This is a genomic window from Epilithonimonas sp. (assembly GCF_056329745.1).
This window is the reverse complement of record NZ_JBWEYV010000007.1, coordinates 20,622-34,118: the sequence shown is the minus strand read 5'-3', so window position 1 is coordinate 34,118 and position 13,497 is coordinate 20,622. Positions and strand designations below refer to the sequence as shown.

Annotated in this window: 12 protein-coding genes; 5 read left to right on the top strand and 7 right to left on the bottom strand. The window is 38.0% G+C overall.

The genetic code is table 11. The annotated features are described in order from the left end of the window. Window positions 1-39: 39 nt before the first annotated feature. Both AC00Y6_RS06860 and AC00Y6_RS06855 read right to left on the bottom strand, forming a co-directional pair. A complete protein-coding gene (locus tag AC00Y6_RS06860; protein WP_474489874.1) occupies window positions 40-726 on the bottom strand; it encodes a LytR/AlgR family response regulator transcription factor in 687 nt (228 codons plus the stop codon). Next, a complete protein-coding gene (locus tag AC00Y6_RS06855; protein WP_474489873.1) occupies window positions 723-1,742 on the bottom strand; it encodes a sensor histidine kinase in 1,020 nt (339 codons plus the stop codon). The genes AC00Y6_RS06860 and AC00Y6_RS06855 overlap by 4 nt, the downstream gene beginning before the upstream one ends. A 165-nt stretch (window positions 1,743-1,907) precedes the next feature. Between AC00Y6_RS06855 and AC00Y6_RS06850 the strand changes: the two genes are divergently transcribed. Genes AC00Y6_RS06850 through AC00Y6_RS06840 form a run of 3 tightly spaced genes read left to right on the top strand, consistent with a single transcriptional unit; the run spans window position 1,908 to window position 7,104 of the window. Beyond that, window positions 1,908-2,741 (top strand): DUF5694 domain-containing protein, encoded by an 834-nt coding sequence (locus AC00Y6_RS06850; RefSeq protein WP_474489872.1) that lies wholly within the window; start codon window positions 1,908-1,910, stop codon window positions 2,739-2,741. 45 nt (window positions 2,742-2,786) lie between these two features. Then, complete coding sequence (locus AC00Y6_RS06845; protein ID WP_474489871.1) at window positions 2,787-4,907, top strand: TonB-dependent receptor domain-containing protein; 2,121 nt, start codon at window positions 2,787-2,789, stop codon at window positions 4,905-4,907. 49 nt (window positions 4,908-4,956) lie between these two features. Next, window positions 4,957-7,104: an outer membrane beta-barrel protein gene (locus tag AC00Y6_RS06840; RefSeq protein ID WP_474489870.1), complete on the top strand. Its 2,148-nt coding sequence runs from the start codon at window positions 4,957-4,959 to the stop codon at window positions 7,102-7,104. A 40-nt stretch (window positions 7,105-7,144) separates the two neighbouring features. Here the strand turns inward: AC00Y6_RS06840 and AC00Y6_RS06835 are convergent, their stop codons facing one another. The 5 genes from AC00Y6_RS06835 to AC00Y6_RS06815 all read right to left on the bottom strand — a co-directional run bounded on the left by AC00Y6_RS06835 (window position 7,145) and on the right by AC00Y6_RS06815 (window position 10,705). Beyond that, window positions 7,145-7,840: an RluA family pseudouridine synthase gene (locus tag AC00Y6_RS06835; RefSeq protein ID WP_474489869.1), complete on the bottom strand. Its 696-nt coding sequence runs from the start codon at window positions 7,838-7,840 to the stop codon at window positions 7,145-7,147. 4 nt (window positions 7,841-7,844) lie between these two features. Next, on the bottom strand, window positions 7,845-8,171 hold the full coding sequence (locus tag AC00Y6_RS06830; protein ID WP_474489868.1) for a hypothetical protein: 327 nt from the start codon (window positions 8,169-8,171) through the stop codon (window positions 7,845-7,847). Then, window positions 8,168-9,022: a carboxylesterase family protein gene (locus AC00Y6_RS06825; protein WP_474489867.1), complete on the bottom strand. Its 855-nt coding sequence runs from the start codon at window positions 9,020-9,022 to the stop codon at window positions 8,168-8,170. The genes AC00Y6_RS06830 and AC00Y6_RS06825 overlap by 4 nt, the downstream gene beginning before the upstream one ends. Window positions 9,023-9,094: 72 nt before the next feature. Further along, complete coding sequence (gene panB, locus AC00Y6_RS06820) at window positions 9,095-9,910, bottom strand: 3-methyl-2-oxobutanoate hydroxymethyltransferase (RefSeq protein WP_474489866.1); 816 nt, start codon at window positions 9,908-9,910, stop codon at window positions 9,095-9,097. An 81-nt stretch (window positions 9,911-9,991) separates the two neighbouring features. Next, on the bottom strand, window positions 9,992-10,705 hold the full coding sequence (locus tag AC00Y6_RS06815) for a Crp/Fnr family transcriptional regulator (RefSeq protein ID WP_474489865.1): 714 nt from the start codon (window positions 10,703-10,705) through the stop codon (window positions 9,992-9,994). Window positions 10,706-10,800: 95 nt separating this feature from the next. Here AC00Y6_RS06815 and AC00Y6_RS06810 point away from each other — a divergent pair, with 95 nt between their 5' ends. Then, the gene (locus AC00Y6_RS06810) at window positions 10,801-13,179 is read left to right on the top strand and encodes a heavy metal translocating P-type ATPase (protein ID WP_474489864.1); all 2,379 of its coding nucleotides are present in this window, start codon (window positions 10,801-10,803) and stop codon (window positions 13,177-13,179) included. Window positions 13,180-13,291: 112 nt separating this feature from the next. Further along, complete coding sequence (gene ccoS, locus AC00Y6_RS06805) at window positions 13,292-13,483, top strand: cbb3-type cytochrome oxidase assembly protein CcoS (RefSeq protein WP_474489863.1); 192 nt, start codon at window positions 13,292-13,294, stop codon at window positions 13,481-13,483. Window positions 13,484-13,497: the final 14 nt, after the last annotated feature.

Genomic DNA, 13,497 nt, shown 5'->3' with positions numbered 1-13,497 from the left:
ACGGCGCTATTATTTTTTTACTTTAAAGGACAGAAAAAATTATGATTTAAGTTTCAGTAAAAACCCGGACTTGTAGGTTTCACCTAAAGGAATCTCCGTTTCTGATGATAGAATAATACTTTTAAGGTTTACTTTTAGGATTCTATTGGTATTCACAATAAAAGATTTGTGCACTCTCACAAAATATTCTGGCAACTGGTTTTCCAAAGATTTGAGTGTATCCAGAACGATGTATTCCTGATTGTCAGTTTTGATATTAACATAATCTTTGATACTTTCGATATAGAAAATATCATCAAACAAAATCTTATGCTGCTGACCCGAAGATTTTACAAAAAAATGTGACTTTTCCTGAAGTTGTCTCAGGTCAAAACGTTCTTTAGCTTTCTCCACACTTTTTTCAAACCTGCTGAATGAAATGGGTTTCAGAAGATAATCAATAACGTTGTGTTCATAACCTTCTAGGGCATATTCGGAATAGGCGGTCGTTAAAATGTATTTCAGCCTATTGCCAACTATTTTCATAAAGTTGATGCCGGAAAGTTCTGGCATCTGGATATCCAAAAAGATCAAATCCGCTTGGTTATTTTGAAGAAATTCAAGTGCAGAAATTGGGTTTTCTGTGGAGTAAACCAAATCCAGAAAAGGGATTTTTTCGACATAGCGTGACAGCAGCGAAATCGCCAGAAACTCATCGTCCACGATGATGCATTTTATCTTTGTCATGGTGTAACATCTATTTTCAAATCTACAATATAGTCGGCATCAGAATCTTTTATTTCAAGTTGATATTTTTTGGGATACAAAATCTCTAGCCTCTTCCGCACGTTTTCAATTCCAATCCCCGACGAAGTATCTTTTTGCCTGTTGGTTTTCCAGTTTTGCAGATAAAAATGCAGTACGCCATCCGTATCAATAATCTTGAGAATAAATCCTTTCCCGTTAAAATCGCCATGTTTGAAAGCGTTTTCCACAAATGGCACCAACAACATGGGCGAAATTTCTGTTTTTGGATGATGAATATTCTTTTCAAAAATGATGAGTTCCGGATTTTTGATGCGAAGCTTCTCCAGCCCAATTAAGCTTTCGATATAGGTGATCTCTTTGTCAATGGTGATATAATCCTTCTCCAAATCCTTGGTGCTGTACCTCAGCAATTGACTCAGTTCCTCGATAGCAGGCAACGCTTTATCTGACTTTTGATAGACAAGCGAGTAAATATTATTCAAAGAATTGAAGATAAAATGCGGATTGATTTGAGTTTTCAAAGCCTGGAGTTCGGAGTTTTTCTTCTCTTCTATCAGCTGGCGTTTTTCTTTTTCTACCGTCAGCGCATTATTAAGAAACCAAATCAATGTGCTGATAAAAATCGTGGTGTAGCTGTAAAACAGATTATCGTATAAGTAAAAGGTATAGGTCGTTTTCTCGTGATAATTATGGAATCCGAAAAGAACAGGATACAAAACTTCCTCAATCAAATATCTAGAAAGAGCAAAAAAAACAAACATCCCGATGAGCCCGCAGGCCAGCGCATAAAGCTTTTGTTTTTTGTAAACCCTTGGCAAAATGAAAAAGTAGTTGAGATAAAACGTCAATACATTCACAAAAAGAAAAGAATACCCCAGTGCGTAGACGAAAAACTGTTCACCATTATTATCAGGAACAAATTGATACCGGAACTGATACCATACAAAGAAAATCCAGTAAAAAATGTGAAGAAATATAATATGTTGTCTTTTCATACCCAAATGTATGTTGATCTCATTCTTATTTCCTAAACTTTTCCGATGAACACGGTTATTTTTCCGACGAAAATGGTTTAACCTGAAAAAAATGCAGCTTAATCTAAACAGTATTTGAGTAGAAATGAACCACAAATATCTTTGCCCTTATAAATAATTAAAATTATGAAATACCTATTTACAATTGCACTCAGCATGATCTGCTCTCTTTATTACAGTCAAAAAAAAGTCAATATTATCTTGATAGGAACCATGCATTTTAACAACCCCGGTAAAGATGCTGCCAAATCTGAAGAGATAAACATCCTAAATCCTGAGCGGCAAAATGATCTGGAAAAAATAACACAAAAAATAAATAAAAACTACAGACCTTCAAAAGTTTTTGTAGAATATCCCGCCAAGAATCAAGACGATCTGGACAGGCTTTATAAGTTGTATAACCACGGAAAAGCCTATTATCAAAACGACACACTTACCAAGGCTTGGCAAAAAAGGTATTATGAAGAAGGCGAGATTTTCCAGTTTGGATTTAGGCTGGCGAAAAAGGCCGGAAATAGTAAGGTTTACGCAATGGATTATCCAGCAGATATGCGCTTTGACCTTTTCCAGCAAAAGGCCAATGAGATGAAAACCTTACCAGAGAATGCATTTCAGGAAGAGATGAAAAAATCAACGCTTGCAAGCCGTCGTTGCTTTTCTCAAAATAATTTGGCCGACATTCTAAAATGTTTCAACAAACCCGAGGAACTGCAACGTAACAAAGCGGTTTACATTTCCCTTTTTAACAGACTTAATAAAGCGCCTGATTTTTATGGCTCCGATCTGGTGGCAGGTTGGTACCGGAGAAATCTTATTATGTATTCGAATGTTCAAAATGCAGTATCTGATGACGACGAGAATATCGTGATTATCGTTGGCCAAGGCCATGCAGCTATGATGGAAGAATTTATCAGATTGGATGACCGCTTCCAATTGATAAAAATTGATGATGCACTTTAAGCCAATGATTCAAAAATATTTTCTAAACCATTATACAGACCATAAATGAAATTAAAATATCTAATAATTACTGCTCTTTTTCCGATATGCGTACTGTCTCAAACCAAAATAGACAGTCTTAAAACGATAGAACAGGTTGATATCCTTGTTAAGAAAAAATTGCTGGAAAGAAAAGCCGACCGCCTCATCTTTAATGTAGAAGCCTCCATTGCGTCACAAGGGATGGATGGAGCAGAAACATTGGCGAACGTTCCCATGCTGAAAGTAGATGATAACCTTGGTTCGATTTCTATTATCGGGAAAAGCGCGGTGAATGTGATGATTAATGGAAAAATGCTGAATCTCTCCGGCAGTGCACTTATCAATTATCTGAAAAATATTCGTTCAGAAAATATTGCCAAAATCGAAGTGATTACCACACCTCCGTCCAAATATGAAGCGCAGGGAAACAGCGGACTCATCAATATTATTCTGAAGAAAAATCCCAATCTTGGTTTCAGTGGAAACATCAACACAGCATTGACACAAAGAACTTATCACAATGGAAACATCAGCGGCGCGGTTAATTATCAAACCGAAAAACTGAGCTTGAGCCTCAAAACCAATTATACGGACGGCGCAAAAAGATCTAATGAAAGGTATTCGATCTTGGGAAGCTCTCAAAACTATAGCGAATCTCTCCGCAAAGATATGTGGCAGGATCTTTCGCCAAGTATCAATGTTTCTTACAAAATCACCAAGAAATCTGAAGTTGGATTAGAATACATCTACGGACACGACAAATCCGGGATGGACATTACCAATACCACCAGAAATATTAGCAGTGATAATATTGAGAAAAACCTCTTTACCACTACTTATCACAGGGAAAAATCGCCGACGCATACACTGAGCACATACTATGACGTAAAGCTGGATACGCTTGGGAAAAAACTCAGTTTTGCGGCTAATTTTTACCAGAATAATAATCCCACAGACGTTCGGTTTTCTACGCTCTCTTTGCCAGAAAACAGTGTTCAGAATGTGAGGACCCAGTCCGAAGTTAAACCTCAGATTTTCTCGGTACAAGGCGACCTAGAGCTGCCTTTCTCTTTTGGGACTATAGAAACCGGCTTGAAATATAATCAGTTTAAGAACCATACCGACCTTAGTTATTACAATATCATCAACAATCAGGAAGTCCCTGATATTCAGAAAGCCAATCTTTTCCAATATCAGGAAGAAAATTATGCAGCCTACGCCAGTTACGCCAAAAACTTCGGAGACCATTGGGAAACCAAAGCCGGTTTGCGCTATGAGAACACTCAGGCAAAAAGCTTTACACCAGCGGACAACATTGGTAACAAGTATAATTATGGGCAATGGTTCCCCACCGCTTTTGTATCATATAAAGAAGAGAAAAATGTTATTAGCTTATCATATTCCAGGAGAATTAACCGGCCGAGCATGAGCAACCTGAATCCTTTCCGCTGGTATGAAAATCCCTATTCTTATTCTTCGGGAAACCCTTTGTTGAGGCCATCTTACATTAACAATCTGGAATTAGGCTACACCTATAATAACAAGTGGTCGGCAACCATCTACTACCTAAGACTAACCGACGGCTTTGGTCAGGTTTCCTTTTTAGATGGTTTGTCACAAATCGGGACCTATCTCAATCATTATGACAATAACTTTTATGGTTTTAATGCTTCCTACACCGACAATTTTTTTAAAATTTGGGAAGCCAGCCTTTCAGTGAACGGTTCTTTAACAGATTCCAAAATCTATAATATTGAAGCAACACCGCAAAAAGGATATTCGGTAAGCTATTCCATCTATAACACGGTGATGCTGAATAGAAAAAAAACCGTTTCTTTTTTCCTGAACTACAGCCAGGATTTACCTTATAGAAATGTGAATTCTTACTTTCTCAATTTTTCAAACCTCAATTCGGGGATAAAAATTGCATTGCTGGACAAACAACTTCAGATTAATGCGTCGGTCAGCAATATTTTTGCGCAGCGGTATCGTGGCGAAATCTATTTCAAAGACAACACACAATATATGAACAATTATTGGGATGGCCGAAGCCTGCGCCTGAGTGTCAATTACACCTTCGGAAACCACAAAAAACAAATCAAAAAGAAAAATATCAGTTTTGATGAAAAAGACAGAGCTAATTAACTTGTAACAAAACAGGATTTCTACTGTCTAATAGGTGATAAACTAAACTATGAAGATAAAATCTACTATCGCGATTGGCGCATTATTTTTTTTACAAAACCTGTCAGCACAGGAAACACCTAAAAAAGACAATGACAACAACGAAAAACAGATAGAATCGGTAACCATTACCAAAACCAAAAAAGCGGTTGAGCAAAAAGCGGACAGGACAATCTATGATTTCTCTGAGCAACCGCACCTCAACTCTGGAAATACGCTGGAAGGATTGCAAAAAATACCCGGATTGGTTGTCTCCGAGATGGCGGGGATGATTTATCAAGGTAAAGCACTGGATGTATATATGGATGGCAGGCCGCTTAACATCTACAGCACCCAGCTAACAGCCTACCTAGAAGGTCTCCCTGCCAACAGCATAGAAAGAATAGAAATCATTACGCAACCTGGGGCAGAATTCCCGGCAACCTCCGGTGGTGCCATTATTAACATCATTACAAGCAGGAACGCCAAGTCGTACCTATCGGCCACTTATGCCGGCGGTTACCGTTTTAGTGATTATGAAAAATTCAGAAATAAATTTAATAACAGCCTTACGCTGAATTCCAAAAACAAGTGGTTTGGATGGCAACTGAATGTGGGGCAATCTTACAACGAAAACGAAACCAAATCTACTATTGATGAAATTTCTAGATTGTACAATGATAATTATAACAGAAATCAATATCTGAGAAGTGCCTTCACTTTCGACATTGGGGCAGATCGCCTATTATTGAATTACAATTTGTCTTTGGGATCATCCGATCGTTATGTGGATCGTTACTCGCTATTTCAGGGAACAGCATCTAACGGTAAGGATAAAGTGGATCAAACCAATACACGTAATGAAGTTACCGCAACCTATCAGAAAAAATTTGATGATAAAAATAAAAAGCTGGAATTCAAAGGCTCTTATACCAATTTTAATAATGATTTTGCCCAAGCCGGTAAAAATATTTTACCCATTCCTTCCACTACAGAAACGATTTTGAACAATGGCTCTAATCAAAATGTATATAACCTCCGCGTTGACTATGCACAACCTATCAAAATACTGGATGAGGGCAAAATTAGTCTTGGCGCCTATTATGATCAAGTGGATTTTTCCGCAGACAGTTTCAGCATAAAAAACCTGGATTACAAAAGTAAAACTACCGCTTTCTATTCCGAAGCCAGTGCAACAAAAGGGAAAATGGATTTTGTTTTAGGACTTCGGGGAGAAAATTATAATATTAACGGAACCAGCCTTAACCAACAGACCGGAGCTTATAGTGATCTGAGATCTTTTGAAAAGTTCAAAGTGTTTCCCAATGCCAGTATCCAATATAATATTATCCCAAAAGTTGCATTCTTTAATATCAATTATAACAAAAAAATAACCTTACCAAGTGTTGCCAACCTGAACCCAAACAATACCAGATATGGCAATGAGAATATAGATTACACAGGAAACCCAAACCTGCAGCCTACAATTTTCGATAATTTCGAAATTAAATTAAGTGCATTGAATTATGCATTTATAGGATACAATTTTACCAATACAAAGAATCAGGTAGTGCAAAAAGTATCCAGAACGGGCGACCTGATCTCACAGACTAGTGATAATCTGGACAGAATGAAAACGCACAATTTCAACATTGGATTCCCGGTTCCATTAGCAATTTTCAATACACCATTCAAGGATATTATGAAGATGGATATGAATCCCGATAAGGTTAGCTTTATCTTCCTCTACGGCTCATATCAGCTGCAACAGATAGATCAGATTATCAACCCGAAGGGCTACTGGACTTATAATGTAACTGGACAATTTATTTTACCTTTTAAAACGAAATTCATTGCCAATTACACTTATTTAACAAAAGGAAATGAGTTCTTCTTCTATCCAAACAAATCATTCTATAATACATTAAATTTATCCCTATCCAGAAAATTCAACAAAGAAAGAATGACGCTGACCTTGTTTGCCAACGACGTTTTCAATACTGTTGAGACCAATCTTAGGACAACGAATGCTGTTCCGAATGTCTTCATCCGAAACAAAAATGATTCTAGAAACTTTGGGTTATCTTTCAACTACAAGATCCCTACAAAAAATAAATTGGCCAAAGAAGCGCCGAATATGCTCAATCAAGAAAAGAAAGAAGAGACATCAACCTTATAATATTAAAACTCCGAAAGAAACAAGTTTCTTTCGGAGTTTTTTATGATTCAGAAGCTTGCCAAACCGCATCGTTCTGCGGAACGGGAGCGATAATTTCGACAGCTTCTTTAGTCACCGGATGAACAAAATCCAGTTTTCTAGCATGAAGGGAAATCCCGCCGTCTGCATTGGATCTTGGCGCACCATACTTCAGGTCACCTTTGATTGGGATGCCAATTTTGGAAAGTTGCGCCCGGATCTGGTGATGCCTACCTGTCTCCAAATCAATTTCCAATAGCTGATAATTATCCAGAGTTTTGATTAGGCTATAAGTCAGTATCGCTTCCTTGGCGCCTTCGGTCGCTTTCGGGAAAACGATGGCTTTGTTATTCTTCTCATTTTTTTTGAGATAATGAATGAGCCTTTGCGAATGGGGAATCATTTCCTTAGCCACAATTGCCCAATAGGTTTTCTTGATTTCCCGGTTTTTTACCATCTGCGTAAGCCGTGACAACGCTTTTGACGTTTTCGCATAGATTACCAATCCAGAAGTGGGCCGGTCTATTCTGTGAACCAAACCAAGGAATACATTACCCGGTTTATTATCTCTTTTTTTGATGAAATCTTTAATCAATTCTAACAAAGATTCATCGCCGGTCTTATCGCCCTGCACAAGCTGCCCGGCTTTTTTGTTGATAACCATCATATGATTGTCTTCATAAACAATCTGAGAGTCTGTAAAATTTTGATCACTCATAATTCTAATCTCTTGAGACACGATTCCTGCTAAACATGGAAATAATGACACCTCCAAGAAGGCCTACTGTTTTGATCACCGCTATCTCAGAATCCAATGGCAAAAATGCACCTACAATACAAAGTATGCCAGCAACCATTAAGGGATAGTAGAAACGCCTGTCAAGCAGCACCTGAGCCTGAATAATAAAACTAGCTCCTACCAAGACATAAAAAACACGTTTGCTAATCAAATAATTAATATCCGGTGGAAAGAGTCCAAACCACCCTACTACAAGGCAAAGTATAGCTCCAATGGAGGTTGCGGCGATGAGCGCCTGAAAATTTCTCATTCTTTATTTTTTATATTTTTAAAAAGCCATTTTGGGATTTCATCCACCAATTCTGCCGACAGAATATTATTATGGTATTTGTCTTTATATTCCCAAAGAAAAACGCGACCTTTGGATTTCATTTCATCAAAAAACCTGAAATTGCTTTGAGGAAAATTATCGGTATCCAAACTCCCGTGAACAATCCAAATCGGCATTTTTGTAAGTTCATCGATTTTATCAAACTGAGAAATCCCTGATATATTGATAGCAGCCGCAAACAAATCCGGCCTTTTGGAAATAGCGTTGGACGTTGTTGCGCCTCCCATAGAAAAGCCCATTACATAAATCCTGTCTTTATCGATGTTTTCGTTGATGATTAATGAATCAATTGATTTTAAGACCAGATCGAGGTATTCATTAGATTCAGAAACTTTTACATTCCTGCTTTCATCAAGATGATAATTGGATGACCGAACGGGGAATTGTGGCGCCAAAACGTAAGCCTGATAATTCTCCCGATTCTCCGGCAGCAGCCACATCCTAGACAAAATCCCCATCTGCGATGTATTATTATTCCCCACCGCACCAGAGCCGTGGAAGACTAAGATCAAAGGATATTTTTTGCCCTGTTCAACTTTATTTGGTTTCAGAAAACGGTAATTAACCGCAATTTTCCTGTTATCAAATTTCCCCGGCTTATAATCTGAATAATCTAAATTTTTGATGTACTTTATTCTGGCTAAAGACTTTAAAGAATCGGCTCTATCGTGAATTTCGGTTTTTGTTCCATATTTCATTTTCTGAGAATGACAGGACAATAGAAACAAGATTGAAAACAACATCGAAAGTATGGCACCTGGATTTCTCATTCCGCTCTTTTTAAATTAAAACCCTTTCAAAAGACAATATTTGAAAGGGTAAAAATCAATTATTTGATACAACTAATAACTCTCTTTCTCGTTAGGAAAATCCGAACTTTTTACATCTTTCACATATTGGGAAACAGCGCCGGTAATCTCAGAATACAAATCGAGATAACGTCTCAAAAATTTGGGTGAAAACCCCTGATTCATCCCTACCATATCGTGGTAAACCAAAACCTGCCCGTCACAATCCGGACCGGCTCCAATCCCTATGGTCGGGATAGAAATACTTTCTGAAGCTTTTTTGGCGAGAGCTGCAGGAATTTTTTCTAACACCACAGCAAAACAACCTAACTCTTCCAACAGTTTGCAGTCTGCAATCAACTTTTCAGCTTCGGCCTCTTCTTTTGCCCGAACTTTGTAAGTCCCGAACTGGTAAATACTTTGAGGTGTCAGCCCAAGATGTCCACAAACCGGGATTCCCGCATTAACTATTTTCCTGATAGAATCTTCGATTTCTTTGCCGCCTTCTATCTTAATAGCATGGGCGCCACCTTCCTTCATCATCCTCACGGCAGATTCCAAGGCTTTCTCGGGATTACTCTGATAAGTTCCAAATGGCAAATCCGCCACTACCAAAGCTCTTTCCACACCACGCACCACGCATTGTGTATGATAAATCATTTGATCCAAGGTGATAGGCAAAGTGGTTTCAAAACCAGCCATAACATTTGCCGCAGAGTCACCAATTAATATAGAATCTACACCTCCGGCATCTACCATTTTGGCAGTGGTAAAATCGTAAGCCGTCAGCATGGTGATTTTTTCCTTATCGAATTTCATTTTTCGTAAGGTTTCGGTGGTGATTTTTTTTATTTCTGAATGTACAGACATAGGAATTTTAAATGATGAATTATTAATTAGAAATGATAAGAATGCTTATAAAATCACCTATCACTTAGCGTTTATCAACTATTAAATCACGACGTGACCTAGCTTAATGAGTTTGTCTCTGTTAAGTATTTTGATATTCCTTCCTTCTACCGAAATCAGATCATCCTGCTTAAATTCGGAAATCAAACGGATGGCACTTTCTGTAGCTGTACCGATGAGGTTGGCGATCTCTTCCCTTGTCAAAGAAATTTTGATAAAACCTTCGGGATCTGTTCCCAATTTTTGCTCCAACAAAACCAGGATTTCTGCCAGCCTTTCCCTTACCGTTTTTTGAGCCAGAAAGGTTACCGTATTGGCAGATTCGCCCAATTCATAGGCAATTTTTTGCAGCATGGCATAGGATAGTTTGGGATCCACTTCTAGGAGATGAAGAAAGATCTCGGAAGGTAAAAACTGTACTTTCATAGAAGTCATAGCCTCTGCCTTGGCCTGGAAATTCTCACCACAAAGTAAAGATCTGTAACCGATTAGGTCTTTATCTTTACAGAACCTCAGAATTTGATCTTTCCCATACACTCCGGATTTCGACAATTTGGCGGTGCCTTTTTCTATGTAATAAACCCCTTTTGGTGACTCACCATCTTCGAAAACGATGTCACCTTTTGAGAATTCGAGATTTTTGAGGGCATTTTTATAAGATTCAAAATCCTCAGGAGACAAACTGCTGCGCAGGGATTCTTTATTAAAAGCTTTTGAGAAGTTTTCTTCTATAACCAATTGCTGTTCCAGAGACATATCTATGACATTTATCAGCAAAAATAGGATTTTTTAACACGATGAACAAAGATTTTTAGCGTAATTTTGTGATCCAAATATCTGAGAATTTTTTAATGGCAGAACAATGCTTCCACTGCGGTCAGAAAATCGATAAAGAACGAATCCTTTTTGATGATAAGGTCTTTTGTTGCAACGGATGCCAGTCTGTCTACGAAATACTTAATGTCCATAATCTCGATAATTTTTACAAAATCAACAAAAATTCGGGTGTAAGACCAAGTGACGAAAACACGACGCAATTCGATTATCTTGACACTCCCGAAATCTTCTCCAAAGTTGTGGATTTTTCAGAAGGCGGCACAACGCTCGTTACTTTTAAAATTCCGGTCATCCACTGCTCTTCATGCATTTGGCTTTTGGAGAGTCTCCACACCATCAATAAAAACATCAAGTACTCTCAGGTTAATTTTACCAGGAAAACACTTCAGATTTCTTTTAAAGATGAAGATCTTAAACTGAGTGAACTCGCCAAATTTCTCACCAATTTGGGTTATAAGCCGGTTATCAACCTAGAAACTGCCGACAAAAAACATGACAATCTTGATAAAAGTCTTCTGATTAAGCTGGCAGTAGCCGGATTCGCATTTGGAAACGGCATGTTTTTTAGCTTCCCGGAATATATTAACGGTAATGACGTTTGGCTGGATTCTTATAAAAACCTGTTCCGGCTCATTATGTTTTTGCTGGCTACCCCAGTGGTATTCTACTCAGCATCTGACTATTACAAATCCGCGTGGTATGGTTTGAAAAACAAAATCGTCAATATAGACGTACCAATCGTGCTGGGTATTTTTGTATTGTACGGGCGTAGCGTTTATGAGGTATTAACAGATTACGGCCCGGGTTATTTTGATACACTTTGTGGCTTGCTATTTTTTATGCTATTGGGGAAAACTTTCCAAAAAAGAACTTACAACTCACTTTCTTACGACAGAGATTATAAATCTTTTTATCCTATTGCCGTTACCAAAGTCGATTTTGATGGAAAACAAGAAAACATCCTACTGTCGGAACTGGCCGTTGGAGACAGAATTATGGTTAGAAATCAAGAGATTATCCCGGTAGACGCAATACTTATCAAAGGGGAAGGCAATATCGACAACAGCTTCATCACCGGAGAATCCGCCTACATATCTAAAAAACCTGGCGACAAAATATTTGCTGGCGGTAAGCAGTCCGGCTCTGTGCTTGAACTGGAAGTCATCAAAAGTGTGGATCAAAGCTACTTGACTCAACTATGGAACAAGGAGGCTTTCAAAAAATTTGAAACCGGACTGGACACGATGACAAATACCATCAGCAAGTATTTTACCTTTGTTGTATTGGGAATTACCTTAGTAGCAGGCCTATATTGGTCGAGCGTTGACATGGAAAAAATGTTTCAGGTAGTATCTGCTATCCTGATTGTGGCATGCCCTTGTGCCTTGGCATTGTCGGCACCGTTTACCTTTGGGCACATTATGAGAATCCTTGGGAGAAACCAATTCTATGTCAAAGACACGCTTACAATAGAAAGGCTTGCAAAAGTTGACACTTTGGTGTTTGATAAAACCGGGACTATTACCGAAAACAAGAAAACCAATATCCATTTCTCTGGCAATGAAATAGATGACTATGACCTAAAGAACATCAAATCACTCCTCAAAAACTCCAACCACCCGCTTTCCAAATCCTTGTACGATTTTCTACAAGTTAACGATGATTATTTTGAGGTGGAAGATTTTAAAGAAATTTCTGGGAAAGGCTACCATGGTAAAGTAAGGGGTGCAGATTATCAAATAGGCTCCGCCAGTTTTGTAGGAGAACAGCCTTTAAATCTGGAGACAGCCGTCTATATCAGCAAAAACAATCAGTTTTTGGGTAAATTTTTGTTCAAAAATGAATACAGAAAAAATCTTTCTCAACTATTTTCTCACTTAAAGAATTATAAAATCAACATCCTGAGTGGAGATAATGCATCAGAACAATCAATCCTGGAAAAATTAATTCCTGATGTGGCTACGATGAAATTCAATCAAAACCCCGAGAACAAACTGGATTTCATTAAAGAATTACAGGACAAAGGCGAAAAGGTCGCTATGTTGGGAGATGGCCTTAACGATGCCGGCGCCCTTAAACAAAGCAATGTAGGCATCGCGATTGCCGATGACAGCAATACATTTACACCAGCCTCAGACGTCATTATGACCGGTGAAAAAATTACCGAGCTTGATAAATTCCTTCATCTTTCCAAAGATGCCATCCGTATTGTTAAGATTACTTTTGTCATAAGTCTATGCTACAACATCATAGGGATTGGTTTTGCAGTTTCGGGAAAAATGCACCCATTATTCGCCGCTATCTTTATGCCTATCAGCTCTATTACAGTGGTTACTTTTACAACGCTTGCCACATGGATTAGAAGCTCTAAGTATTTCAAAATAAAGTTCTAACAATACTATTATTTAGAGCGATTATAAATTATCCATATTTGGGTCATTCTGATCAAAGTCAGTAATTTTAACTAAATTTGGGAACTCTTTTTAATGTAAATTTGTCCGACAAATGGAGATCCTATACCTGATGATCGTGTGCAGCGTCTCGCTGGCTGTAATATTCTTGATAATATTCATTATTGGAGCCAGAAGAGGACAGTTTGAAGATGATGAATCACCGGCAGTTCGGATTTTGTTTGATGACGAGGTAAAAGAAGAAAAAGATACGGAGGCAACTCCTAAAGAAGATAATAAAGAATAATTGCTATTTGTAGA